Source organism: Rhizobium sp. 9140, from assembly GCF_900067135.1.
In the GTDB taxonomy this organism is placed as follows: Bacteria; Pseudomonadota; Alphaproteobacteria; order Rhizobiales; family Rhizobiaceae; genus Ferranicluibacter.
Window position 1 is genome coordinate 173,127 of sequence record NZ_FJUR01000002.1, and the last position, 25,245, is coordinate 198,371.

General features: G+C 62.1%; 25 protein-coding genes. 14 read left to right on the top strand and 11 right to left on the bottom strand.

All coding sequences use genetic code 11. From position 1 onward, the window contains the following. The first annotated feature begins 10 nt into the window (after positions 1 to 10). Both GA0004734_RS18190 and GA0004734_RS18195 read left to right on the top strand, forming a co-directional pair. Complete coding sequence (locus GA0004734_RS18190; RefSeq protein ID WP_092936668.1) at positions 11 to 781, top strand: 5-oxoprolinase subunit PxpA; 771 nt, start codon at positions 11 to 13, stop codon at positions 779 to 781. A gap of 37 nt (positions 782 to 818) precedes the next feature. Then, positions 819 to 2,021: a pyridoxal phosphate-dependent aminotransferase gene (locus GA0004734_RS18195; RefSeq protein ID WP_092936670.1), complete on the top strand. Its 1,203-nt coding sequence runs from the start codon at positions 819 to 821 to the stop codon at positions 2,019 to 2,021. A 24-nt stretch (positions 2,022 to 2,045) separates the two neighbouring features. On the opposite strand, the gene nac is transcribed toward GA0004734_RS18195, so the two are convergent. After that, a complete protein-coding gene (gene nac, locus GA0004734_RS18200; RefSeq protein WP_092936672.1) occupies positions 2,046 to 2,960 on the bottom strand; it encodes a nitrogen assimilation transcriptional regulator NAC in 915 nt (304 codons plus the stop codon). 256 nt (positions 2,961 to 3,216) lie between these two features. Between nac and GA0004734_RS18205 the strand changes: the two genes are divergently transcribed. From GA0004734_RS18205 to GA0004734_RS18225, 5 genes are read left to right on the top strand one after another with little or no spacing between them, the layout of a single operon-like run. After that, positions 3,217 to 3,996, top strand: a complete 780-nt coding sequence (locus GA0004734_RS18205) for an SDR family oxidoreductase (RefSeq protein ID WP_092936674.1) — start codon at positions 3,217 to 3,219, stop codon at positions 3,994 to 3,996. Then, positions 3,993 to 4,700 (top strand): amino acid ABC transporter permease, encoded by a 708-nt coding sequence (locus GA0004734_RS18210; RefSeq protein ID WP_092936676.1) that lies wholly within the window; start codon positions 3,993 to 3,995, stop codon positions 4,698 to 4,700. Before GA0004734_RS18205 ends, GA0004734_RS18210 begins: the two co-directional genes overlap by 4 nt. Beyond that, positions 4,697 to 5,458 carry an amino acid ABC transporter permease gene (locus GA0004734_RS18215; protein WP_092936678.1) on the top strand — a complete coding sequence of 254 codons (762 nt, stop codon included), beginning with the start codon at positions 4,697 to 4,699 and terminating at the stop codon, positions 5,456 to 5,458. The genes GA0004734_RS18210 and GA0004734_RS18215 overlap by 4 nt, the downstream gene beginning before the upstream one ends. Then, the gene (locus GA0004734_RS18220; protein ID WP_092936680.1) at positions 5,455 to 6,234 is read left to right on the top strand and encodes an amino acid ABC transporter ATP-binding protein; all 780 of its coding nucleotides are present in this window, start codon (positions 5,455 to 5,457) and stop codon (positions 6,232 to 6,234) included. Before GA0004734_RS18215 ends, GA0004734_RS18220 begins: the two co-directional genes overlap by 4 nt. A gap of 42 nt (positions 6,235 to 6,276) precedes the next feature. Next, a complete protein-coding gene (locus tag GA0004734_RS18225) occupies positions 6,277 to 7,113 on the top strand; it encodes an ABC transporter substrate-binding protein (protein WP_092936682.1) in 837 nt (278 codons plus the stop codon). 81 nt (positions 7,114 to 7,194) lie between these two features. On the opposite strand, the gene GA0004734_RS18230 is transcribed toward GA0004734_RS18225, so the two are convergent. From GA0004734_RS18230 to GA0004734_RS18245, 4 genes are all read right to left on the bottom strand, one after another. Continuing rightward, on the bottom strand, positions 7,195 to 7,944 hold the full coding sequence (locus GA0004734_RS18230; RefSeq protein WP_092936684.1) for a GntR family transcriptional regulator: 750 nt from the start codon (positions 7,942 to 7,944) through the stop codon (positions 7,195 to 7,197). A gap of 165 nt (positions 7,945 to 8,109) precedes the next feature. Beyond that, the gene (locus GA0004734_RS18235; RefSeq protein ID WP_092936686.1) at positions 8,110 to 9,240 is read right to left on the bottom strand and encodes a sugar phosphate isomerase/epimerase family protein; all 1,131 of its coding nucleotides are present in this window, start codon (positions 9,238 to 9,240) and stop codon (positions 8,110 to 8,112) included. Between the two features lie 75 nt (positions 9,241 to 9,315). Beyond that, positions 9,316 to 10,182: an amino acid ABC transporter permease gene (locus tag GA0004734_RS18240; protein WP_092936688.1), complete on the bottom strand. Its 867-nt coding sequence runs from the start codon at positions 10,180 to 10,182 to the stop codon at positions 9,316 to 9,318. A gap of 4 nt (positions 10,183 to 10,186) precedes the next feature. Continuing rightward, positions 10,187 to 11,119, bottom strand: a complete 933-nt coding sequence (locus tag GA0004734_RS18245) for an ABC transporter substrate-binding protein (protein WP_092936690.1) — start codon at positions 11,117 to 11,119, stop codon at positions 10,187 to 10,189. A 608-nt stretch (positions 11,120 to 11,727) separates the two neighbouring features. Here GA0004734_RS18245 and GA0004734_RS18250 point away from each other — a divergent pair. Genes GA0004734_RS18250 through GA0004734_RS18275 form a run of 6 tightly spaced genes read left to right on the top strand, consistent with a single transcriptional unit; the run spans position 11,728 to position 17,715 of the window. Next, positions 11,728 to 12,852: an ABC transporter ATP-binding protein gene (locus GA0004734_RS18250; RefSeq protein ID WP_092938147.1), complete on the top strand. Its 1,125-nt coding sequence runs from the start codon at positions 11,728 to 11,730 to the stop codon at positions 12,850 to 12,852. Positions 12,853 to 12,870: 18 nt separating this feature from the next. Next, the gene (locus tag GA0004734_RS18255; protein ID WP_092938149.1) at positions 12,871 to 13,911 is read left to right on the top strand and encodes an ABC transporter substrate-binding protein; all 1,041 of its coding nucleotides are present in this window, start codon (positions 12,871 to 12,873) and stop codon (positions 13,909 to 13,911) included. Between the two features lie 12 nt (positions 13,912 to 13,923). Further along, the gene (locus GA0004734_RS18260; protein ID WP_092936692.1) at positions 13,924 to 14,751 is read left to right on the top strand and encodes an ABC transporter permease; all 828 of its coding nucleotides are present in this window, start codon (positions 13,924 to 13,926) and stop codon (positions 14,749 to 14,751) included. Beyond that, a complete protein-coding gene (locus tag GA0004734_RS18265) occupies positions 14,744 to 15,565 on the top strand; it encodes an ABC transporter permease (RefSeq protein ID WP_092936694.1) in 822 nt (273 codons plus the stop codon). Before GA0004734_RS18260 ends, GA0004734_RS18265 begins: the two co-directional genes overlap by 8 nt. Before the next feature lie 43 nt (positions 15,566 to 15,608). After that, positions 15,609 to 17,033: a M24 family metallopeptidase gene (locus GA0004734_RS18270; protein ID WP_092936696.1), complete on the top strand. Its 1,425-nt coding sequence runs from the start codon at positions 15,609 to 15,611 to the stop codon at positions 17,031 to 17,033. A gap of 1 nt (position 17,034) precedes the next feature. After that, positions 17,035 to 17,715, top strand: coding sequence for a flavin reductase family protein (locus GA0004734_RS18275; protein WP_092936698.1), 681 nt, complete (start codon positions 17,035 to 17,037; stop codon positions 17,713 to 17,715). A gap of 125 nt (positions 17,716 to 17,840) precedes the next feature. On the opposite strand, the gene ugpC is transcribed toward GA0004734_RS18275, so the two are convergent. The 6 genes from ugpC to GA0004734_RS18305 all read right to left on the bottom strand — a co-directional run bounded on the left by ugpC (position 17,841) and on the right by GA0004734_RS18305 (position 24,080). Continuing rightward, on the bottom strand, positions 17,841 to 18,932 hold the full coding sequence (gene ugpC / locus GA0004734_RS18280) for an ABC transporter ATP-binding protein (protein WP_092936700.1): 1,092 nt from the start codon (positions 18,930 to 18,932) through the stop codon (positions 17,841 to 17,843). Then, positions 18,929 to 19,756, bottom strand: coding sequence for a carbohydrate ABC transporter permease (locus GA0004734_RS18285; RefSeq protein WP_092936702.1), 828 nt, complete (start codon positions 19,754 to 19,756; stop codon positions 18,929 to 18,931). Before GA0004734_RS18285 ends, ugpC begins: the two co-directional genes overlap by 4 nt. Continuing rightward, on the bottom strand, positions 19,753 to 20,655 hold the full coding sequence (locus GA0004734_RS18290; protein ID WP_092938151.1) for a carbohydrate ABC transporter permease: 903 nt from the start codon (positions 20,653 to 20,655) through the stop codon (positions 19,753 to 19,755). The genes GA0004734_RS18285 and GA0004734_RS18290 overlap by 4 nt, the downstream gene beginning before the upstream one ends. A 180-nt stretch (positions 20,656 to 20,835) precedes the next feature. Further along, positions 20,836 to 22,068 carry an ABC transporter substrate-binding protein gene (locus GA0004734_RS18295; protein WP_092936704.1) on the bottom strand — a complete coding sequence of 411 codons (1,233 nt, stop codon included), beginning with the start codon at positions 22,066 to 22,068 and terminating at the stop codon, positions 20,836 to 20,838. Positions 22,069 to 22,128: 60 nt separating this feature from the next. After that, the gene (locus tag GA0004734_RS18300; protein ID WP_092936706.1) at positions 22,129 to 23,031 is read right to left on the bottom strand and encodes a sugar phosphate isomerase/epimerase family protein; all 903 of its coding nucleotides are present in this window, start codon (positions 23,029 to 23,031) and stop codon (positions 22,129 to 22,131) included. Next, positions 23,028 to 24,080, bottom strand: coding sequence for a Gfo/Idh/MocA family protein (locus GA0004734_RS18305; protein ID WP_280949516.1), 1,053 nt, complete (start codon positions 24,078 to 24,080; stop codon positions 23,028 to 23,030). The genes GA0004734_RS18300 and GA0004734_RS18305 overlap by 4 nt, the downstream gene beginning before the upstream one ends. Before the next feature lie 126 nt (positions 24,081 to 24,206). Between GA0004734_RS18305 and GA0004734_RS18310 the strand changes: the two genes are divergently transcribed. Then, positions 24,207 to 25,223 carry a LacI family DNA-binding transcriptional regulator gene (locus GA0004734_RS18310; protein ID WP_092938153.1) on the top strand — a complete coding sequence of 339 codons (1,017 nt, stop codon included), beginning with the start codon at positions 24,207 to 24,209 and terminating at the stop codon, positions 25,221 to 25,223. The last annotated feature ends 22 nt before the right edge of the window (positions 25,224 to 25,245 follow it).

Here is a 25,245-nt window from a genome sequence, read left to right on the forward strand (position 1 = left end):
AGGTAAATCCGTGAAGATCGACATAAACTCCGATATGGGCGAGGGCTTTGGTCCCTACAGCCTGTGCGACGACGAAGCCCTGATGCAGGTCGTTTCCTCCGCCAATATCGCCTGCGGCTTTCATGCCGGCGATCCCGAAACGATGGCGCGGATGGTGCGGCTCGCCAAGGCGAACGGCGTCGGCGTCGGCGCGCATCCGGGCCTGCCGGACAGGCTCGGTTTCGGCCGCCGCGAGATTCCCTCCTCCAACGACCAATTGCGCCAGCAGATGCTCTATCAGCTCGGCGCACTGACGGCGGTCGCGAAAGGCGAGGGCGTGCCCGTCGCGCATATCAGCTTCCACGCTGCCATGGGCAATATGGTCAATCGCGATCCCGTGCTCGCCGACCTGATGATGGACGCCGTCCGCACCGTCGATCCGAACCTCATCGTCTTTGCCATGCCCGACAGCATCATCGCGACAGCGGCCGCGCGTGCCAGGCTGAAGACGCTGCTGCTGTTCCTTGCCGACCGGGCCTACGATGCGGACGGCAAGCTGGTTGCACGCGGCCTGCCGGGCGCCGTCATCAAGCAGGAGGACGCGCTGCGCGCCCGCGTTCGGCAGTTCCTCTTGCACGGCACCGTCACCACTATCGACGGCGCGACGCGAGCCATGCCAGCACGCTCCATCCTCGTCCACAGCGATACGCCCGGGTCTCTCGACCTCGCGCGGATCGTGCGCAGCGAGATCGAGGCCATCGGCGCGACCATCGCCCCGGCGTCTGACATCGTCGAATCCTGATCCGGACCCAACCACAAAGACCGAAAGCGCAAACCCGATGCCCGCCATTGCCGACCGCCTCAAGAACGTCTCCATCTCCGCATCCGCTGCCATGACCCAGCGCGCGCGCGATCTCGCCGCGCAAGGGATCGGCGTCATCAGCCTGTCGGCCGGCGAGCCGGATTTTCCGACCCCCGCCCACGCGACCGAAGCGGCCCATGCCGCTGCGCTTGCGGGCGACACGAAGTACCCGTCGATGGACGGGACGCCCGCGCTGAAGGCTGCAATCTCGCGAAAATTCAAGCGCGACAACAATCTCGACTACGATGCCAGCCAGATCGTCGTCTGCGGCGGCGGCAAGCAGGTGATCTTCAACGCCATTCTCGCCACCTGCAATCCCGGCGACGAGGTGGTCATCCCCACGCCGTCCTGGATCAGCTACGCCGATATCGTCCGCTTTGCCGGCGCCGTACCGGTGCCCGTCGCCTGCCCGCAGCAGGCCGGTTTCAAGATCCGGCCGGAAGATCTGGAGGCGGCGATCACGCCCCGCACAAAATGGCTCTTCCTCAACTTCCCCAACAATCCGACAGGCGCCGCCTGCTCGCGGGAGGAGATGAAGGCGATCGCCGACGTCATGCTGCGCCATCCCGACGTCTGGATCATGACCGACGATATCTACGAACATCTGATCTATGACGGCTTCGAATTCTGCACCATCGCCGAAGTCGAACCACGCCTGTACGACCGGGTACTCACCATGAACGGCGCATCGAAAGCCTATGCCATGACCGGCTGGCGGCTCGGCTTCTGCGGCGGCCCGAAAGACCTGATCAAGGCAATCAGCAACGTCAACGGCCAGAACGGCGGGGGTACCGCGACCGTCGTGCAGGCCGCAGCCGTCGCCGTGCTCGACGGACCGCAGGACCTTCTGAAAGCGCGCGCCGGCATATACAAGCAGCGCCGCGATTTCGTGCTCGGCAAACTCGCGGAGATCGACGGCATCCGGTGCCACAAGCCGGAAGGCGCGTTCTATATCTTCCCGAACATCTCCGGCCTGCTCGGCAAGACATCGAAGGGCGGCCGCAAGATCGAGACGGACACCGATTTCGTCATGGCACTGGTCGAGGAACATCACGTCGCGACCGTTCAGGGTGCGGCCTACGGCATGAGCCCGTTTTTCCGCATCTCCTATGCCACCAGCATGGAGAAGCTGGACGAGGCCTGCGCCCGGCTTTCCCAGTTCTGCGCCGACCTGCGCTGACAGGGCCTTCGTTGATGCCGGATATCAGCCACGCGGCAGTTTCAGCCGCGCGGTGAGTTCCAGCAGGATATCCCGCACGGCCGTTGCGGGCTCGGACAGCGACATGCCATCCGCCACGCAGAGCGATAAGGTTTCCTCGATGCGCGGCGTCACCATGCGGCAGACCAGCGGCTCGCCGGACTCGGTCACGATCCGGTCCGCAATCGCCTTCGGCATGATCGTCGCGCCGAGACCGGCGCTGACGGCACGGGTCAGAGTGCGTACAATCTCCACCTCGCCGACGACCTTCAGATTGACCCGGCTGCGAGTAAAGGCGGTATCCACCGCTCGACGCACGAAGTTGTAGGCCGGTGGCATCAGCAACGGCAGCCCATCCAGCGCCGCGACCGCAACGGGCTTCTCATCCGCCTCGATGGCGAAGTTCGGATGCGCGACGAGAAAGAACTCCTCGCTGAGGATCGGTTCGAATTTCACGCCTTTCAATGGCCCAACGCCATGAATCAGCGCCATCTCCAGACGGCCGGTCATGATCATCTGGCTATAGGTCTGTCCGACGCTCTCCGTCAGATGCAGGAGAATGCCGGGATGCCGCTTTCGCGTTTCCGCCAGCAGATCGACCGACAGCGTCGCCGCGCTGCTGAAGGGCACGAGGCCAACGGATACACGGCCGGCCAGCGAATTGCCGGCGGCTGAGGCGTCGGCCTGTGCCTGGTCCATCTGCCTCAGGATAATCTGCGCATGGCGATACACGGCGTGGCCCGCATCCGTCATGCTCACGCCCTGCTGGCTGCGCAACAACAGCTTCTGGCCAAAATGCTCCTCCAGCGAGGCCATCTGCTGGCTGAGGGCCGGCTGGGCAACGTGAAGGATATCGGCCGCCCGCGTGATGCTGCCTGTATCCACGATGACGATGAAAGATTTTAAACGCCTGATATCCACGTGCTGCCTATAGATCGCTCCACTTACCGCTACTCTATAATCCTACCCTGATATTTCAAAGCCAAATCCATCACTTAGCAGATCGCTGCATTGTGCAATGCACGCACATTCTGCTGCATTTGCAAGCGCATGCCGGAGCGTTCTGCTTATTTTATGATCACCATAAGGCTTGCTTATTGCTCCAAAGATAATCGGTCTTATTCAGCACCGGACAGTTTGGTTACTGTGAAAAAAACGGACGGGGAAGGGAATACGAATGTCATTTTCCGACTACAGGACAGCCCTTGTTACCGGCGCTTCGTCCGGCATCGGCGCTGCCGTCGTGGAGCGGCTGTGCCGTGAGAACATCGAGGTGCACGCGCTGGCGCGCAGTGCCGAGCCGCTGAAGGCGCTCGCGGCGAAGACGGGCTGCGTCCCGCATGTCATCGACGTGACGGACCGCGCGGCGCTCGCCCGGCTGACGGCCGAAACCGAATTCGACATTCTCGTCAACAATGCCGGCGTCGACCGGCCGAAGAAGTTTCTGGAGGCCGACGAAGCCGACATCGATCTTCTCGTCGACGTCAACCTGCGTGCCGTTCTGCATCTCTGCCGCATGGTCGTGCCGGGCATGGTCGCGCGGGACAATGGCCATGTGATCAACATCTCGTCCATCGCGGGCGCCTACAATTTCGGCGGGAACTCCTCCTATCACGCGACGAAGGCCGGGGTGAGCATGTTGTCCAACCAGCTGCGCATCGATGCGTTCGGCAAGCGCGTCAGGGTCACTGAGATCTGCCCCGGACGCGTGGCGACCGATATCTTCGCGCATGTCCACGGCGACGATCCGTCCATCCGCGAACGCTTCATCGACGGCTTCGAACTGCCGGAAGCCTCTGATATCGCCGATGCCATCGCCTTTGCCATCGCTGCCCCCATCGCCGTCAATATCGGCCATATGGAAATCACACCAACGCTTCAGGTCATGGGTGGTCTGCAGACCGCGCGCCCGGAAACCGTGCGTCCCAAAGCGCCTGCGCCGGACCAGACGCCGTGAGCGGGTTCGACATCACCGCGATCCTGTCCAATCCGGACTATGTCGCAATGCTGATCGAAGGCATCAAGATGACCTTCGTGATCGCCATCGGCTCGTGGGTGCTGGCAATGACGCTCGCCGTGCTGCTGCTGGCGCTGCGCTTCTCGCCCGGCCGCTTCGGCAATGCCTTCGTTTCGGCTTACGTCTCCTATCACCGCAATGTGCCGACGCTGGTGCAGCTGATGCTCTGGTATTTCGGCATCTTCACGCTGCTGCCGGACTGGCTGACCTTCTGGCTGTCGAACCACAATGCCGAGGCGATCTTCGCCGTAGTGGGGCTTGGCCTGTGCCAGGCGGCGTATTTCAGCGAGGATTTGCGCTCCGGCCTTCGCTCCGTCGGCGTGGGGCAGATGGAGGCGGCGCGTGCGCTCGGCCACGGTTATCTCTCGGCCATGCGCTATGTGCTGATGCCGCAGGGGGTGCGTAACGCCTTGCCGCCGCTGATCAACCACAGCGTTTCCCTGTTCAAGAACAGCAGTCTCGGCATCGTCATCGGCGCGTCCGAGCTGACGCATGCAGTAAAAGAGGTCGAGAACCTGAGTTTTCGCACCTTCGAGATCTACGTGATCGGAACCGTGCTCTACCTGGCTTTCACCCTGCTGATCATGGCGGCCGGCGCCGTGGTGACCATGCGCACCGACGTCTCGCGGAGTGCGCGCGCATGATCACTGATATCGTCACGATCTTTCAGGATTACTGGCTGCTGCTGCTCATCGGGCAGTATCCGAACGGCCCGCTGGGCGGTCTTGCAAATACGCTGATCCTGTCGGCGCTCAGCATCGCGCTTGCTTTTCCCGTCAGTATTCTCATGGCTTTAGCCCGACTTTCCAAATGGCGGCTGCTGCGCTGGCCCGTTACCGTGCTGGTCTATGTCACGCGCGGCGTACCGCTGCTGATGCTGATTCTGTGGAGCTACTTCCTCGTGCCGCTGATGACCGGCGCGGACGTGCCGAGCTTCGTCACCATGCTGACCACGCTCGTCATCTACCAGGGTGCCTTCCTCAGCGAGGTCGTGCGCGGCGGCATCGTCGCTCTCAGCCACGGGCAGATGGATGCGGCGAAAGCACTCGGTCACAGCTACCTCGGGGCGATGCGCTTCGTCATTCTGCCGCAGGCGCTCTACAATATGATCCCGAGCATCCTCTCCACTTTCGTGTCTACCATCAAGGATACGACGCTCGGCTATGTCATCAACGTTCCCGACCTGACCTTCGCGGCAAGCCAGGTGAACAACCAGCTTCTGACGCAGCCCTTCCAGGTCTTCCTCATTCTGGCCGTGATCTACTACGTGATCTGCTGGAGCCTGACCCACGCCACACATCGTCTCGAACGCCGCATTACCCGCAGGCGTGCCGGCCTGTCCGCAGGCCGCACCGCCGCCGTGGTTGCGCCGCCGGTTAAAATCGCAACGGAGCAGCCATGATAAGCCTCGATCGAACAGGCCCGCAAACTGGACAGGATCCGACAGCCATCCGGATCGCCGGTGTCTCCAAGACATACGGCACCTACGAGGTGCTCAAGGGCATCGACGCTGAAGTGGCACGCGGCGAAGTCGTCGTCATCTGCGGCCCTTCGGGCTCCGGAAAATCGACGCTGATCCGCACGATCAACCGGCTGGAGGAGATCAACAGTGGCGTGATCACATTCGACGGTCAGAACATTCACGCGCCGATGAAGACACGGGACCTTAACCGTCTGCGCAGCCGCATCGGCTTCGTCTTCCAGAGCTTCAACCTTTTTCCGCACCTCTCCGTGGTCGACAATGTCTCGATGTCGCCCATCCGGGTAAAGGGCATCGCCCGCGATGTCGCCCATGACAAGGCGCTGCTGCTGCTCGACCGCGTCGGCCTTGCCGACAAGGCGACGGCCTATCCGGGCCAGCTTTCCGGCGGACAGCAGCAGCGTGTCGCCATTGCCCGTGCCCTGGCGATGGAGCCCCCGGTGATGCTGTTCGACGAGCCGACCAGCGCGCTCGATCCGGAGATGGTCGGTGAAGTGCTCGCCGTCATGAAGAGCCTCGCCAGGGACGGTATGACCATGCTGTGCGTCACGCACGAAATGGGCTTTGCGCGTGATGTCGCCGACCGGATCTGGTTCATCGATGCCGGAGAGATCATCGAGAAGGCGACGCCCGAAGAGTTCTTCACCCATCCCCGCCATCCGCGAGCCCAGCGCTTCCTTGCCGACCTGCGGCACTGACGGACGTCACTTTCTACCCCATAATAATCAAAGGAGAACAGCATGACCCTGACACGCATCACACTCGGCCTCGCTTTGGCAGCGACGGCTCTTGCAGCACCTGCGAAGGCCGATCAGCTCGCCGATATCCTGTCTGCCAAGACCCTGCGTTGCGCGACCTTCGCCGACGTTCCGCCCTTCGCGTCGCCGGATCCGAAGACCCGCGAAATGGCCGGTTTCGACGTCGATCTCTGCAACGCCATCGCCACGGAACTCGGGGTCAAGGCCGAAGTGAAGCCTGTGTCCGTCGAAGCGCGCGTGCCGGAAGTCAAGCTCGGACGCGTCGACATTACCGTCGCAAACCTTGCCTACACGCTCAGCCGCGCCGAGCAGATCCAGTTCAGCGACCCCTACTACCTCGCCAAGGAAATGCTGATCGTTCCCGATGAAGATCCGGGCAAGACGAAGGCCGACTTTGAAGGCCAGCGCATCGCCTCCACCAAGGGCTCGACCTCGGAAATGTCGATCAAGCTCAACAAGTCCACGCCACTGACCTTCCAGGATACGGCATCGGCCTACCTCGCCGTCCAGCAGGGCAAGGCGCGCGGCATGGTCGCCAACACCATGACGACGACGAAGTTCGTCAACCAGTCCCAGACCCAGGGCAAGAAGATGCGCATGATCCCCGATCCGATGATCTTCCAGCCCATCGGCGTCGGCATGCAGAAGGACCAGCCCGCGCTGACCGCCAAGATCAACGAAGTGCTTCGCAAGCTCGACACGTCGGGCGAACTCGGCAAGATCTGGGACAAGTGGCTCGGCCCGAACACGGAATACAAGATCGTGCGCAACGACAAGGTCGTTCCCCTCAGCGAACTGAAGTTCGAGCCCATTCCCTGAACGAAATGCCGATCGGCTTAAAACACAGGGCGCAGCCGATGCGCCCTGTGTTTTGCTATTTCGACCAGAGCGCTCTGGCGCCTACGAGAAGCTTTCCAGCACGGCCAGAAACGTATGCCGGTCGCCCTGTCCCTCGGTCAGTCGCACGCGCGCTTCAATGTCGGCAAGGTGGTGGTCCATGAGGTCCTGGGCTTTGCGCAGGTCCTTGGCCTTCAGGGCGGTAACGATGAGGCGGTGGTGGTCGGCCCCGCAGTCGTCCTTGCGCTCTTCCTCGTAGAGCGACATGACGAGGGAGAGGCGGGCGACGATCTTGGCGAGCATTTCGGTCAGGACCGGGTTGCCGGCAAGCTCCGCCAGCACGATGTGGAATTTGCCGGAGAGAACGGTCTTTGACTTTTCGTCGCCGTGATGGTGGATGTGCTCTTCTTCGTCCGTCAGCGTCTTCAGGGCATCCAGTTCCTCCATCGTCGCGCGCGCGATGACGAGGTCGAGGAGAAGGTGCTCCAGCTTGCGGCGGGCTTCGAAGAGGCTTTTCGCCTGTTCGATGCTGGGCTCGGCGACGAAGGTGCCGCGGTTGCGCTTGCGCTCCAGCAGATGATCGCTTTCGAGCACGCCGAGCGCTCCGCGCACGACGGTGCGGCTGACACCAAAATGCTCGGCGATGGCTTCCTCGAGGATCTTTGTACCGGGCTTCAGCGCGCCTTCGCCGATGGCGGCGGCCAGCGTGTTGCGGATGCGCTCCGAGACATCGTCATTGCCAGTCTCCGCCGTTTCCGCAGCGCCGCTGGTGCCCGACGAGGCTTTCGTGTTTTGCCGGCGCGGCTTTCTCATAGGTGTCTCCACATCACGTTGGCTTCCCGAACGACGGCAGCCCTTCTTTCCAGATATCCCTATGCCGTAATTCTTTCCATAAGAATGTTCCTGCGCACATCCCACAATCCAAAGGTTCGTTCCGGATATCGACGCCGGTTGCGCGCTCGACATCCGGAGCGACAATCAGGCCGCTTGCTGCTTCGCCTCGGGGGAGGCAAGCTCAATGCCCTTGTCCCGGCAGATCGAACGGATGTGATCGGCCGATTGCTGGATGAAGCCGATCGCGGCGTTGAACCCATAGGACTGGTTCTCATAGGTCGGATAGCCGTATTGCCTGGCTTCATAGGCCTCCCAATCCGGAACGGCGCCCGACTTTACCCGCGCCTCGTAGATATCCACCATCGCCATGTAGGCGGCGAGCTCGTCCTTTGTCAGATCGGGATGCCCGGCCCGCCAGGTCGGGTCGTCGATTTCGATGCACTGGCGCGGATTGGCGCGGCGCGGCTTGTCCTCGACCGACTGGGCGACTTCGAGCGAGAGGTTGAGGGCCGGGTTGGCGTCGGCGAGGATCGGCAGGATGGTGGCGAAATCGACGATGCCGCCGCCGCAGGGCCGGGTCTGGAAGTCGAGACCGCCGGGCGCCCGACCGACATAGGCGTCCTTGATATGCGTCTGGCGGATGTACGGAGCGAGGCGGCGGGCGGCGAAGACCGGATGCTCGCCGCGTTGCAGGCCGTTCGCCGTGTCGAACACCACGCCGACGCAGTCCTCGCCGACCTTCTCGATCAGGCGCAGGATTTCAAACGAGGTGATCTCGTCATGGGTTTCGATGTTCATGTGCGCGCCATTGGCACGGGCGACGGGTGCGAGTTTCCGCAAAACCTTTTCCATGCCGTCCAGCTGGTCCTGCCAACTTACATCCGTGCGAAACCGGTCATTGGCCAGCCGGCCGCGATATTCGGACTTGAAATTGCCCGGCGCGACCCACAGTTCGAAGCAGCCGATCGCCGCACTCGCCTCGATCATGCGGGTGAAGCCGGCGATGATATCGCCGCCGCCCGCCGCCCGCAGAGCCGGTTCCTCCGCGCTGCAATAGGGGTTGATCTTGCCGATGCCGCTTTCGAGGTAGAGGCCGAGGTCGTCGGCCCTGGCGCGGATGTCGCCGAGCGCGCCGGGATCGAGCGTCGGGCTCATGTCCAGTGCCGTGCTGAAGAAGATACCGGCAAGGCCCAGCTCCTTCACGTGATCGAGGCTGGCGAGCGGTCCGCGCGTTTTGGATTGAGGCAGCTTGATGCTGTCGATTCCGAGTTTCATGTCGAACGTCCTTTTCGTGTTTCCGGATGCGACGCACTTCGGTGGCGTCTTATGGGTATCATGGGTGAGGGAGGATCACGCCCGCGCCGGCGCGGTCGTCGCGCTGCGGTTCTTTGGCTGGAGGCTTTTCTCCAGGTAGTGCTGACCGACCGAGGCGACGGTGGTGATGGCGAGGTACCAGATGGAGGCGACGAACAGGAGCTCGATGACGAGGAAGGTACGGGCGTAGATCGCCTGCGCCTGCGTCAACAGGTCCTGCATGCCGATGACGGAGACGATGGCACTTGCCTTCAGCATGCCGATGGCCTGGTTGCCGGTCGGCGGCACGATGAGGCGCGCCGCCTGCGGCAGGATGACGGTCTGGAACGTCTGCCGCGGCTTCAGCCCGAGGGCGGTTGCCGCCTCGCGCTGGCCTTTGTCGACGGCGACCAGTCCTGCGCGAATGATCTCCGACATGTTCGCGGCTTCATGCAGGCCGAGCGCCAGGAAGCCGGCGAAGGCCGGAGTGACCAGATCGTTGATCGAAATGCTGAAGTCGCCGATCCCGATCTGCGGGATGAAGAGGGCGATGTTGAACCAGAAGAAGATCTGCACGATCAGCGGCACGCCCCGGAACCACCAGACGAATGCCGCGGCGATGACCTTCAGAACGAGATTTTTGGAGGTCGCCATTAGCGCGAGGATGCAGCCAAGCGCGATGCCGAAGATCATCGCCCCCGCGGTCAGTTGCAATGTCAGCAGCACCCCCCGCAAAATCGAGGGGTGAACAAGGTAGCGCGGGATCTCGGCCCACTGGATGCTCTGGCTCTGCGCGACGATCATCGCGAAGAAGGCCAGAACGAGGATCGCGCTGGTCCCGGTCAGAAACTGCCCCCATCGGATCGACCTGACGACCGGGGGTGCAAGGTGAAGGGATGTGGAGGGAGCGACAAACAGGGACATGGGCTCATTCCACCGGCATGTTGGCGGCATCGTTGACCTTGACGGTCTTCACCGCGAGCGGTCCGAGGCCCCATTTCGTCATGATGGACTGGTAGGCCCCGCTGTCGACCATCTGCTGCAGGGCCGCGACAACGGTGTCGCGCAGTTCCGGATTGTCCTTCGCCGTCAGCATGCCGAGATAGCCGACGGCGAGCCGGACATCCGGCAGCGCCTGCAGGCCCTTGCCTTTGCCGGTCTGGTTTGCCGTCGTGTAGACGCTTGTCGCGTAGCCGTTCACGGTCGCATCCGCCCGACCGGTGCGGACGGCCTGGAGAACATCCGGCATCTTCGGAATGGACATGATATCGATCGGCGTCGCGCACTTCGCGGAGGCCGCCTCGACCAGTTTGCCTTGAAAGGTACCAACGGGAACCGCGACCTTCTTGCCGCAGAGATCGCCCATGTCCTTGATACCGAGCGGGTTGCCCTTGATCGTCATGATCGTCGTCGCGTCGAACATATAGTCGATGACATCGACCTGCTTCTGCAGTTCCGGATCGTCATTAATGCCGGAGATCGAGATGTCGAAGCGTTTCGACAGGATCGACGGCACGATCGCCGCACCGGCACCCACATCCGTCATCTGGATCTCGACGCCGAGGATAACACCGAGGGCCGCCGCGAGGTCGGCATCGATGCCCACCAGCTTGCCCTCGTCGCTGTGGAAGCTGATCGGCGGGGTCAGGTCGGTCGCGACCTTGAGAACGCCGATCTTCTTGATGCCTGCTGGCAGGGCATCCGCCAGCGTCTGCGAAAGAGCGACGCCCGGCAGTTTCCCGATGTCCGTCTCCGGTACCATCTTCACGACCGCGCCTTCCGCAGCCAGCGCGGATGCTGCCGAAAGCGACATCACCGCGCATGCCAGGCCAGCCTTCATAAGTGTCTGCACGTTTTTCATAGGATGCCCTTTGACGATTCCGATTGTTAAGTCTCGAAAGCATCGAAGCAAATGCCGTGCCAACTTGTCATTTGTCCCGGTAAGCCACTGAAATAAAATCAATTATTTTACTTTATCGCGCAATCGGCAAAATATACGAAAGTATGTGCGAATTAAAATTTGCACATAAGCTGCTTGTTTTCTGGTCGTCAGCGCGTTTTTGAAGGCAGGAGGCCGGACAATGTTCATCCATGGAGGGAACAGGCGCATCTGCCATGTAACGTCCACGCGCGGCTTTAAAGGGACGGCGGATGATTGCACCCGGTTCAGGCAGGTATCGAAATGCTTATAAAATATACAATAGCGGTCAAATGATGCTCATGTGCATTTAATTTAATCTTTGATATTTTATTTACGACCAAATATACGAAACTATGTAAATCATAAATATATCATTAAAATGAGCCAGATACGAGATTTCCTCTGGCGTCTGGCGCGTTTGGCACGCCCCTTGCAAATGCCTTTGCATGAACACGATCGAAGCAACACGCCTGTCGCAAACGCCTTCACGCCCCACCGTGACGCGGAAGGGGCTGTCGATCGTCGCAACGCCAGAACAGGGAAGCCCGATGCCGGACATCGCAACAATGGCAGATCGCAAGCGGCTCAGCGTTCGCGGGGTCACCCACAGCTATGGCGGCCAGAACGCTGTGAGCGACATCTCCTTCGATGTCGAGGCAGGCGAGATTGTCGCTCTGCTCGGTCCCAGCGGCTGCGGTAAATCGACCGTACTGCGCGCCATTGCCGGGCTCATCCAGCCGAAGGCCGGCAGGATCGTTCTCGGCGATGACGATCTTGCCCATATCTCGGCGCGGTCACGCGGCATCGGCATGGTCTTCCAGAACTATGCGCTCTTCCCGCATCTCACAGTTTCGGAAAACATCGCCTATCCGTTGGCCTGCCAGAAGGTGCCGCGCGTCGAGCGCAAGGCGCGCGTCGAGGAAATGCTGTCGCTGGTCCGTCTTGGTGGCTACGGCAACCGTTTGCCGCGCGAACTTTCGGGCGGGCAACAGCAACGCGTTGCGGTGGCCCGCGCCATTGCGGCGCGTCCTTCGCTGCTGCTGCTCGACGAGCCCTTCGGCGCGCTCGACCGTGCCCTTCGCTTCGACCTGCAGGTCGAGCTTCTCCACCTGCAGAAGACGCTGGGCATCACCACGCTCATCGTTACTCACGATCAGGAAGAGGCGCAGAGCCTCGCCAACCGTCTGGTGCTGATGAACAAGGGCAATGTCGAGCAGATCGACACGCCGATGGCAGTCTACGACCGGCCGAAAACCCTGTTCGTCAACACCTTCATCGGCCAGGCCAACGTGCTGCACGGCACGGTCACGGAGTTGCAGACCGCCAGTACGAACATCGCGCTCGACAACGGTTTTCCGCTCAACCTGCCGCGCCGTCTGAACTTCACAGTCGGTTCCAAGGTCACGGTCACCGTCCGTCCGGAAGAGGTCCGTCTGTCGTCGCAGCCGGGTGAAAATACTCTGCCAGCGGCCGTCACCGTTTCCGTGCCGCTGGGGCCGACACTGGTCCACGACATGGTGCTCGCTGACGGCTCCGGCCTTCGCGCTTCCGAAGTTCGCGGTCCTTCCACCCTCATCCCAGAGCCGGGGATGACGATCTTTGCCGAGATCGACACCGCAAGGTGTCACGTCTTTCCGGCGGTGCCGGAATCCATGCCGTCGACAGAACGATAATCAACAGAGGTGAACATCATGCATGACTTCAAACTCAGCCGCCGCCATTTTGGCATGCTTGCCGCGGGCGTTGCCGCATCCGCCGCCCTGCCGTTCTCCGCCCGCGCCGCGGGCGGCACGGCCATCGCGGCGACCTTTCCCGGTAATTGGGAAGACGCATATCGCAAAGCGCTAACGCCCATCCTCGAGGCGGAAGGCTTTGGCCTGACGATCGCCCCGGCCATGGCCCAGGACCAGCTCGCCAAGGTCATGGCAAGTCCCGGCAACCCACCTTTCGACACGCTCCTGATGTCGCCGGGCCAGATGGCCATCGCCATCGAAAAGGACCTGATCCAGAAGATCGACCCCGGCCGGTTGAAGAACTGGGGTATGCTCGATCCCGCTTTCCAGGGTGAGTATGGCCCGACGGTCACCATCGAGGTCAACGGCATCGCCTACAATCCCGACATTGTGCCGAAGCCCAAGGGTTACCGTGACCTGTTCGAGAACCGGGCCTACCAGGGCAAGGTGTCGTGGACCGGCTTTGCCTCCAACACCGCCGTCATGGCCTATACCGAGATGGCAAAAATCTTCGGCTCGGGGCCAAACGACATGGATGCCGTCTTCAAGCTCTTCAAGGAGCATCCCGAGCAGCTTCAGGGCGTGGTCGACAGCACCAACCACCAGATGACGCTCTTCCAGCAGGGGGAAATCGCCGTGTTCATGTGCTCGACCGGCAATGTCGCGCGGCTGAAGTCGCTGGGCATGAATGCGGAATTCGTACAGCCCGAAACGGGTTCTCCCGCCGCCCCCGTCAACATCCACCTGACAAAGGGCGCCAAGAACCTCGACGCGGCTTATGCCTATATGGATGCCGCGATTTCCAAGGCCGCGCAGGACATGCTGAAGATGCCGCCGACGGAGATGTTCCCGACCAACAAGGAGGTCGCGCTGACGCCGGGCATCGAAGCCTACGTCACCCGCGATCAGCTCTCCAAGATGGTCTACCCGGATTGGGCGGCCATCAACAAGAACCGCGCGGAATGGATCCGCGCGTTCGACGCTCTGGCTGCCGGCTGAGGAGCAAAGACCATGAAGGCGAGCGGTTTTCCTTATGTCGTGCCGATGCTCATGCTATCGGTGGCGTTCTTCGCAACGCCGCTCGCCGTCCTCGTGGGCTTCAGCTTTTCCGGGCCGGGAGGAGCGACCGTCGAACATTACGGGCGCTTCTTCGGCGACGCATTCAATTTCCGGGTCCTCGTCTCCACGGCGCGGCTCGGGCTGGAAACAGTGGTGGGAACGACTTTGCTCGGCGTGCCCATCGCGCTCCTCTACTGGCACAGCGGCCGCACCGCCCGCCAGATCATCATCTTCCTGACACTCATTCCCATGCTCACGAGCAACGTCGTGCGCACCTTCGCATGGATCGTCATTCTGGGACGGCAGGGGCCGATCAGCGAGGCTTTGATGGCGCTGGGCCTGACCGGCAGCCCGATCAGCCTGATGTTTACCGAGTTCGGGCTGCTGTTGGCCATGTGCCAGATCGACCTGCCACTGATCATCCTGCCGCTGGTCGCCATCCTCTCGCGCACACCCGTGCAGTTCACCGAGGCAGCGCAGGTCTCGGGCGCGGGTCCGTGGCGCATTCTCGTCACCGTGCTTCTGCCCTTGATGCTACCGGGTCTGCTTGCCGGGTGGATACTGGTCTTTGCAAGCACCAGCAGCTCCTTCGTGACGCAGGCGGTTATCGGCGGGGCGCGCAATGTCTATGTGCCGCAGCTCATCTACCGCGAGGTCGGCACGCTGTTCGACTGGCCGCTTGCCTCCGCCATCGCGGTCGTCCTTCTCATTTCCACCGGCTGCCTCCTGGTCGCCATGACGATGATATCCCGCCACAGGAGGCTGGTCGGCCATGCGTGACATGAAGGAAAATCCGGTCCCGGCTCTGCTCTACAAGGTCTTCGTGTTCGGCTTCGGCAGCCTGTGCGTTGTCTATCTGGTGGCGCCTATCGTCATCGCGCTGACGATGTCGTTCACCTCGGGACAGACGCTCAAATATCCGCCGGAAGGCTTTTCGTTCCGCTGGTACGAGGCACTGCTCGATCCGGTCCGCTCGGCGATCGAACACGCCGCCGCCTGGAACTCGTTGAAGATCGCCGGCCTTGCTGTCCTTGGTGCACTCCTCTTTGCCGTGCCTGCCACCATCGGCATGACGCGGATGCGGCGCAGCACCGTCGGCACCATCGAGCCTCTGCTGCTGGCGCCCCTCGTTCTACCGAGCCTTGTCTATGGTCTGGCCGCCCTCATCGTCGCGAACTTCGTCGGCCTCCAGCCCTCGCTCTGGCTGACGGTGACCGGGCATGTCGTGGTGTTCGGGCCGCTGATGTACCGCGCGGCCTCCGTTGTGGCGCAGGGGCTCAACCCATCGCTTGCAGAGGCATCGACAGTGATGGGCGCGACGTGGTTCACGACGCTGCGCCGGGTGACGATCCCGCTCCTGATGCCGGGCATTCTCGCGGGCGCCTTCCTCGTCTTCATCCAGTCGCTCGATAACGTCTCGGTCTCGCTCTTCCTTGCCGACGCTCAGACGACCGTGCTGCCGTTGCGTATGTTCGCGCTCATCGAGGAATCCCTCGACGTCCGCGTGGCCGCCATCTCCGGCATCCTCATCGGCCTCACCCTCGTGGTGATGCTCGTTGCACGGCGCGTCCTCGCGCCACAGAGGCAGCCCTGACCCATCCCTCTCAAACTCTGCCAAACGCTCAAGGACATCGCTCATGAACATACGTCCGACCCAGACAGGCGCCCACCGCATCGGATCGCTGCTTGCGGATTTCGCGCCCGATTTTGATTTCTCAGCACCTCTGCCGCTGCCCGTCGAAGAGTTCGAGGAGCGCCTGCGCCGCATCCGCCGGCAGGCCGTGGAAGCCGGGCACGACGCCCTTATCGTCCACACTGGCGGCGTCGGTTGGTTCCACACCTCGAATGCCTATCTCCGCTACATCTGCGACTGGATGCGCGAAGGCGTGCTCATCATCCCGACGGATGAAGACAAGCCGATGGTCCTCCTCTCGTTCTTCACCCAGTCCGTTCTTCTGCCGCCTGGTGGCGAGCCTGTCCTCGTCGAAGACATCTGGCAGATTGGTCCGATCGGCCGCGAATATGCCGACCGCCCCGGCGACAGCGTCATCAAGACGGCGGAGAAGTGCGCGGAACTGCTCGGCAGCCTTGGCCTGTCCAAAGGCCAGATCGGCCGCATCGGCGACCGGACCTCGCTGACATTTTGGGCCGGGCTTGAGGACCTGCTGCCCACGGCAAAGTTCGTCGCCGACAACGCCATCCTCGACCGCCTGCAGAAAGTGCGGTCGCCGCGTGAGATCGAGATGTTTCACGCTGCAGCCCAGCTTGCCAGCATCGGCACGCAGGCCGCCTATCATGTCGCCAGACCCGGCGTGACCGATCACGAAATCTACGCGGCCTTCAGCGTCGCGCAGATGGCACTCGGCGGTGAGACGGGCGACGGCTACCAGATCGGCATCAACGAATTCGGTACCCATTGCGGAAAGCCCTACGGCCATATCGTCCGCCTCGGCGACCTCATTAACCTCTACATCTCCAACGTGACATATCGCGGCTACACCGCGCAGACGGCCCGCATGATCGCGGTCGGCGATATCACGCCCCGTCAGGAAGAGGTGCTCGCGGCCTGCACCGATGGGGTGAAGCGCGCAGAAAAGCTGATCCGTCCGGGCACCCTGATGCGCGACATCAACAATGCGGCCTTCGAGCCGATGATCGAGCGCGGCATGCTAACTTCGCCCGAAGCGCGCGGCATGCCGTATAACTGGGCGCCGATGGAGGATGGCAGTGCCCGCCTCGTGCCCCGGCAATATGTGAAGAATATCGACTGGGAGGCACAGGGCCGCACGCTCATGCACCTCTACCCCGCAACCGAAGGCCCGCACAATCCGAACCTCGGCCACTCCGTCGGCATGGCCGGCGGGCAGAACAGCTTCAACATCTCCTCCCATAATTACGACAGGCTGGAAGAAGGCATGGTGTTCGTGATGCACACGCAATGGCTGGAGCCGCTGTCGGCAGGTTGCAACATCGGCGACATGTATGTCGTCACCAAGGATGGCTTCGAGAACCTCAGCCGGCACACGCCGCTCGAAACCCATCGCATAGACGCAGGCGCCTGACATGACCGATAACAAGCACCACACGCATTTCGATTTCGCAAAGCTCACCGAGCGCGAGCGCTACAAGATCCTGATCGGCACGGTCATTCCGCGTCCGATCGCCTTGGTGACGACGGTGAACAAGGCGGGCCGGCCGAATGCCGGTCCGTTCAGCTTCTTCAACGTTCTGACCCATGATCCGGCCATCGTCGCCATCGGCGTCGAGAACTATTCCGACATGCGCTTCAAGGATACCGCCCGCAACATCCGCGAAACCGGCGAATTCACGGTCCATATCTGCGATGACGCGCTCGTTTCCCAGATGGAAATTTGCGCGATCAAGTTTGCCCCCGAGGTCGATGAGTTGACGGAAGCTGACCTCGAAACCGTGCCGGGTAACATGGTGCGCAGTCCTCGTATCCTTGCCGCACCCGCAGCGCTGGAGTGCCGCCGTCACACGACCCTCCAGGTGGGTCCGGCTCGTGAGATCATCCTCGGAGAGGTCGTCGGCGTCTACGTCCGCAGCGACGCGGTCAACCCTGATAACCTGTACATCGACCAGCAACGGATGGACGCCGTCGGCCGCATGGGCGGCCACACCTATACGCGGACCCGGGATCAGTTCGACGTCAAGACGCAGACGCCGGAGGAATGGAGCATACGGATCGGGGAAGACCGGGGAATGCTAAAGGGTTCAAGGTGAGCGGAAGATCGTGATCTCGTCAGATCATCTTGGCGCCTCGGCCTCTCCTGACGATCGTGTCGATACCAATGTGCCGCTTCTCAACATCACGGTTTCCCCGAACCCTGCGCCTTTCCGCGGGGACATCAACACTCGGTCGCTATCCTCGCCTCGGTCTCCGCATCGAAAAGGTGGATATGTTCGGGCACAATACCGATCGAGATCCTGCTTCCGACACTCACGGGACTGCGCCCGTTGGTGACCAGAACGATTTCCGGCTTGCTGTTCGTGGCGATGTAGCTGTTCGACCCAGTGCTCTCGACTGTCGCGACATCGAGGTGGATCGCTCCGGCGCCGGTGGTATCAATGACGAGATGCTCGGGTCTCAGACCCGCGATCAGCGAGCGCCCACGGGGCACCGGGCGGTTGACCGGGAGGTGTTGTCCTTCCCCGAACGGGAGAATGATCGAACGCCCATCGTCGGCGGCGACCGCCGGTACGAAGTTCATGGCGGGCGAGCCGATGAAGCCGGCGACGAAGCGGTTGACCGGGCGATCGTAGAGATCGAGCGGCGCGCCCTGCTGCTCGATGATGCCTTGGCGCATGACGACGACGTGGTCGGCCATGGTCATCGCCTCGATCTGGTCGTGCGTGACATAGACGGAGGTGGCGCCCAGCCGGTCGTGCAGCGCGCGGATCTCCTTGCGCATATGGACGCGCAGGGCGGCATCCAGATTGGACAGTGGCTCATCGAACAGAAACGCTTTGGGATGCCGGATGATGGCGCGGCTCATGGCGACGCGCTGTCGCTGGCCGCCGGAAAGCTCGCGCGGGTAGCGCCCCATCAGGCCAGACAGTCCAGTTGTCGCCGCCACCTCTTCGGCCGCCTTCTTGGCTTCGGCCTTTTTCACGCCGCGGATGCGCAGGCTGTAGGTCAGGTTCTCTTCCACCGTCATGTGCGGATAAAGCGCATAGGACTGGAACACCATGGCCAGATCCCGCTTGCGTGGCGGCACGGCGTTCATCCGCTCGCCGGCGATGACGAGATCGCCGCTGGTGATCGTCTCCAGTCCGGCCATCGAACGCAGCAGAGTGGACTTGCCGCAGCCGGAAGGCCCGACGAGTGCGACGAACGACCCCTTGGCGATGCGCAGGTCGATATTCTTCAAGGCATGATAGGCGCCGTAATGCTTGTTGACGCCTGTCAACTCGATCTGCAGTTCGGTCTGGTTGCTCATTTGAGGGCTCCCGAGGTGAGGCCGGAGACGATGCGGCGCTGAAGCAAGACGAAGATGGCGAGGATCGGCGTCACATACATCGAGGCATAGGCCAGGATGTTGTTCCACTCATTGGTGTTCGGCCCCATGAAGGAATTGAGCCCGACGCTGGCCGGTTGCAACTCAATGCTCTGGATCATCGACTTGGAATAGACGAACTCGCCGAAGGCCTGCATGAAGATGAGGATGCCGCTGACGAGAATGCCGTTGCGGGCGAGCGGCAGGACGATGTTGAAGAAAGCCCCGATGCGCGAATTGCCATCGACGAGCGCGGCCTCTTCCAGCTCCATCGGCACGCTCATGAATGTGGAGCGGACGAGCACGACGTAGAAGGGCATGCTTTTTGCGGCAATCGCGATGATGACCGCCGTGCGCGGCGTGGAGAGAAGGCCGAGCTGCGAGAAACCAACGAAGATCGGCGTGATCAAAAGCGATGCCGGAAGGACCTGCAGCATGAGGATGAGAAAAAGGCCGACATCGACCCAGCGGTTGCGATAGCGTGCAAGCACATAGGCGCAGCCGGTGCCAAGGAGGATGATGATAGCGACGGACCCTGCCGCGATCACCAGCGAATTCCACATATATCGGCCCATGTCGCGGGTTTCCCAGACATAGGTGTAGACGCTCCATTGTGGATCACTGGGGAACAGACCGGGTGGGGTCGCGAACATGGCGGACCCGCTTTTCAGCGAGGTCACGTACATCCAGTAGAGCGGAAAGAGATAGATCGCAGCGAGAATGCAGGCAATTGCCAGCATCAGGCGGTGTTTCGACGTTTCGCTCATCCGCGCACCTCATGTCGTGTCGAACGCACATAGACGATGGCTGCGATCATCACGAACACGATCATGACGACCGAAATGGTCGCGCCCTGCGCAAAATCATACTGGCGGAACGACAGGTCCCACGCCCAGTACTGGGTGACGTTGGAGGAATTGTTCGGCCCGCCGGAGGTAATGGCCGCAAACAGGTCGAACTGCTGCAGGGTGAAGATGAGCCCGAGCGAGATGATGGCGCCGATGGTCGAGCGCATCATCGGCAGCGTGATCGTCGTGAACCGCTGGAACGCATTGGCGCCGTCCAGCTCGGCTGCTTCGAACAGATCCTTGGGAATGGCGGACAGGCCGACGGACAGGAGGATCATGTTGAAGGAGGTGCCGAGCCAGATATTGGCGATGATGACGGCCCAGAGCGAGTAGTTCGGGTCGGAGCGCCAGAAGATGTTGCTGTCGATGATGCCGAGCGCGTTCAGCAGGTAATTGAGCACGCCGAAGTCGCCGGAGAGGATCCAGTTCCAGATGGCGCCGACCACGAGGCCGGGCATGACCCAGGACACGAGGAACAGGCCGCGCAGCCATGAAGCGCCGGGAAAGTTGGTCCAGAAGAACAAAGCGAGCGAGAAGCCGACGATGAACTGCCCGGCGATCGACGCGACGACGAAGATTGCGGTGTTCTTCAGGATCGGCCAGGTTTCCGGCTGGGAAAACAGTGTCACATAGTTTTTGAAGCCCACAAACGGCCGCGCGAACGTGCCGAGGCTGAACATGTCCACTTCCTGGAAACTCATCACGACGTTGTAGACCAGTGGCAGGCCGGCCATCACGAACAGGAAGGCGAGGGGGAAGACGATCAAGGCGATATCGAAGCCTTTCCCGTCCGCCAGGCTGGAGAAAATGCGTTTCATCGTCGCTCCCATCAGAGCTTTTCCGGGCATCGGCGCGCGAGCGGCCCTGCGGTGATCATGCGTCGAAACAACGGTTCAAGTCGGGATTGGGCAGGTGAGGCTGCGTGTGAACACGGCACCGGAGGAGGCAAGCGGACCTTTGTCCTCCTCCGGGCACCATGCTCTCCGGGAGGAAGCCTGTCAGCCGAGAACCGACTTGATCTTCGCTGCTGCCTGATCGAGTGCGTCCTGCGCACTCATCTGGCCGGTCAGGGCGCCCTGGATAGCGTCCTGGATGGCCTTGGAGATTTTCGGCCATGCCGGATGGGGGCCGCGGGGCTTCGCATACTTCAGCTGCTCGACGAACACCTTCAGCGCCGCATCCTTCTTCTCGTTGCCGGTCGGGGGAATGGCGATGTCAGCGCGGGCGGGAAGCTGGCCGAAGTCCTTGAACATCCGGTCGTCCTGCGATGCGAAATATTCGAGCACCTTGAAGGCTTCGTCGGGGTGCTGCGTGGTCGAGAAGATCGCCCAGTTGAAGTCGCCCATGGCGGACGAGCGCTCGGCGCCCGCTTCCGGCACGGGCAGAAGCGTTACGGCCCAGTCGAACTTTGCCTCTGTGCTCATCCGGTCGAGTTCCCAAGGGCCGGATATGACCATGGCGGCGTTGCCGGAGTTGAACGTGCCGGTGGAATCCCACTGGCCGCGGGTCAGCGTGTCGGGCGAAGCAAGCTTCTCGTCCATGATGGTCTTCCATGTGTCGAGCGCCTTCACGGCGCCCGGCGCGTTGATCGCCTCATAGGATGCGCCGCCCATCTGCGCCCAGGGCAGAAACTGGAAGGTGCCTTCCTCGCTGGCCTTGGCCGAGAATGCGAGACCATAGACGTTCTTGGCCGGGTCGTTCAGCTTGCGCGCAGCGTCCAAAAGCTCCGCCCATGTCTGCGGCGGCTTGTCGGGGTCGAGCCCCTTCGCCTCGAACATGTCCTTGTTGTAGTACAGCGCGATCGTGTTGGTGGCCTTCGGGATGCCGAAGTATTTTTCGTCCCACATGACGGAGGCGAGGGGGCCGGGGAAGTAGTTCTCGGTCTTCACCACACCCGAGGCCGCGATCTTGTCGCTGAGATCGAGGAAAGCCCCGCGTGACGAGAACAGGGCGTGCTCCGGATTGTCGATGGCGATGATATCGGGCGCCTGGCCGGTGGAATAGGCGCGCATGGCCTCGCTGACGACGTCGTCGAACTGGATCTGGCGGTACTCCACCGTGATGCCGTTCTTCAGCGCATTGAAATCCTTGATCAGGTTCGGCGCCGGCTGGATGTCGCGGTCGAGCGACCAGACGGTGATCTTCACGTCTTCGGCATGTGCTGCCGGAACGAGCATGGAAGCTGTGGCCAGTGCGAGAGCACCGGCGGCAAGCCAGATTTTCATGGTCATGTTCTCCTCCTTGGTTACGGGTCTTCCTCCGTGCGCCAACCTCCATGGCGCCCGGCCGTCTTACTGCGGGTCGGTGACGAACGTTCCGCCCCGGCACCTCTTAAGATAGTTCAGCCCATGCACCTGGCCGGTCATTTCCAGCGCATCGCGGTAGACGGGATCGTGCCAGCCTTCGATGTCGATCGAGCCGGACCAGCCGGCGAGACGCAACTCCGAGATGATGTCGGTCCAGTTGCTGTCGCCGAAGCCGGGTGTGCGCATGAACACGAATTTCTCCTTGCCGAAGATACCGTGTTCGCGGATGACGTCCCAGCGGATCGTCGCGTCCTTGCCGTGGACGTGGAAGATCTTGGGCGCCCATTTGCGGATCTGCGGCAGCGGGTCGATCAGGTAGACCATCTGGTGGCAGGGCTCCCATTCGAGCCCGATATGGTCTTCCGGCGTCTCGTTGAACATCAACGCCCAGGCATCCGGATTGTGGGCGATGTTCCAGTCGCCGGACTGCCAGTTGCCGTCCATGGCGCAGTTCTCGAAAGCGATCTTCACGCCTTTGTCGGCAGCGCGCCGGCCAAGCTCGCTCCAGATTTGCTTGTAGCGGTGCAGGCTCTCGGGCAGCGGCTTGCCGCGAACCCGGCCGGTAAAGCCGGCAACGCAGGTGGCCCCGAAGTGATGCGCGTTGTCGATGCAATCCTTCCAGCCCTGCAGCGTCTGGAGGTCGAGGTCCTCCTCCTCCAGCGGGTTGCCGAACATGCCGATGGTGGAGATCGTGATATCGCGATCGCCTATCGCCTCCCGGCAGCGCTTGCCAAGCTCAGCAAGATCCTGCCCGTTGGTGGTTTGCCAGAAAAACGGTTCGAAACTTTCGAAACCGAGGTCGGCGATCTGCCCGATGCGGGCGGCCGCCTGACCGGCGCTCGCGCTGATCATGGTGCCGACGCGGATGGAGTTTGCGGGGTTGCTCACGGGTTCTGTCCTTGTGCTGAAAGATCGACGGCGAGGCCGGTCCGGGCGCTTTCGATGGCGCCGAAGACCATCGAAAGGCTCTTGATGTTGTCGTGACCGATCGTCTCCGGCTCGCTCCCGGTGTCGATCGCGTGGATGAAGTCGAGGAGGACGCTGGCGTGCCCTTGCGTTTCCGCCTCGTTGGACGCCTCCGGCATCGGCAGCGACCGCGCGCCGTGAAGAAGGCCCGGCTCGTGGCCGGAGACGGTGACCTCGAACGTATCCTCGCCATCCCAGGTCAGCATGCCGTTTGCGCCGACCAGCCGCCATTCGCTCTCCCAGCTCGTGCGCCGACCTTCCGCGCACCACGAGCCGCGATAGGTGAAGACGGCATCGTCGGACAGCTTGAAGATCGCGTTGGCAGCGGCGCCGTGCGCGTACCAGGACCCGGCCGGGTTGGTTTCCACGCAGTAGACCGACAGCGGTACCTTGCCGGACACGAAGCGGGCAGCGTCGAAGGTGTGGATCGCCATGTCGAGCAGCAGGACGTTCTGCATCTCGTCACGGAAGCCGCCGAAATGCGGTGCGAGAAAGAAGTCGCAGTGGACAGCCGTGAGGTCACCGATCGCGCCGCTCTCGACCAGGCGCTTCATGCGACGCACACCGGAAATGAAGCGCCGGTTCTGGACGACGGCATGGATGCGGCCGGCCTTACGGGCCAGATCCAGAAGATCCCGCGCCTCATCGAGCGACGTGGCCATCGGCTTTTCGCTCAAGACATGGCACCCGTGCGCCAAAGCTGCTGAGACGACCGCGCGACGGGCCGCGGGGATGACAACGTCGAAGACGAGCTGCGGCCGCGTTGCCTCCAGCATTGCGGGAAGGTTCATGCCAACCGCGGCATCGGTCAGTCCGAACTCTTGTGCAAGCGCTTCCGCCGTGCCGCGATCGAGATCGACGAGGCCAACGATCTCGATGCTGCTCTTCAAGAGCGGGTTTCCGGCCAGTGCCCGAAGCCAGCCTTTGGCCATGGCTCCGCACCCGCATAAAACGGCTTTGTATCCTGTCACTGAAGTCCTCCCGAACGGGATCGAAACTCCTCTTCCGATCTCCGTAAACGTTTACGAGACTATGGACAGGATGGGGTTCGTGTCAATAGGATTTGTGGGAAGACGAAGGGTGGGACATCGGTGGTGGTGAAGGGCATACGGCAGTTGGCCGATCATCTGGATATTTCGATCGGCACGGTTTCACGCGCTTTGAACGGAAAAAAGGACGTCAACGAGGAGACGCGACGGCGGGTTCTGGAGGCGGCCGAGCGCCTCGGTTACGTCGCCAACCAGTCCGGCCGGGCGCTGCGCAAGGGGTCCACGGGTGTGATCGGCTTCATGATGCAGACCGGCCACGAGATCACGGGGCAGGGGGATACGTTCTTCATGAGCGTCTTCGACGGCGTGCAGACCGTGTTCGCCCGACACGGGCTGGATCTTGTCGCGCTGCTCTGCTCCTCCGAAGAGGATCCGGACGCCTACCTGGAGCGTGTCGTCGCGCGCGGATTTGCAGATGGCATCATGCTGTCGGCCACGCGGCGGATCGACCATCGTTTCGCCCTGCTCGACCGGCGCAAGATCCCTTTCGTCTCCCTCGGCCGCAGCCTGACGGATGTCGGGCAGCCCTTCATCGACCTCGACTTCGAGGGCATGGCGACGACCGTGATGACGCGACTGGCGACACGCGGCCATCGCCGCATCGCGGTGCTGCGCCCTCATGACGATCTCAATCTCGGCCATGTCTTCGTTGCGCGTTGCCGAGAAGTCTTGGCAGAGTACGGGCTTGTGCTGGAGGACGACTTGATCTTCAACGCCTCGCCGAACGAAGCGGGCGGCTATCGCATAGGGCAGGAGCTCGCTCGCCATCCCAACCGCCCCTCGGCTATCGTCGTGCTGAACGACGGTAGCGTCACCGGCCTGTTCCATGGTCTGGAAGCCGCCGGCCTCACCCCCGGCAACGACATCGCCGTCATCGGTCTCCACAGCCCGCAGGCCCGATATCTCTCGCCGCGACTGACCTGTTTCGACCTGTCGCTCCGGGACCTGGGCATCTCACTCGCCGAAACCCTCCTCGCCAGCATGCCGGCCTATGCCACGCTTTACCCAGATGCCGCGCATCGCCAACTCTGGCCGTTGACGCTAATCAATGGCGAGAGCGGGTAGAAGCGCCTTCTCCAAAGTCCGG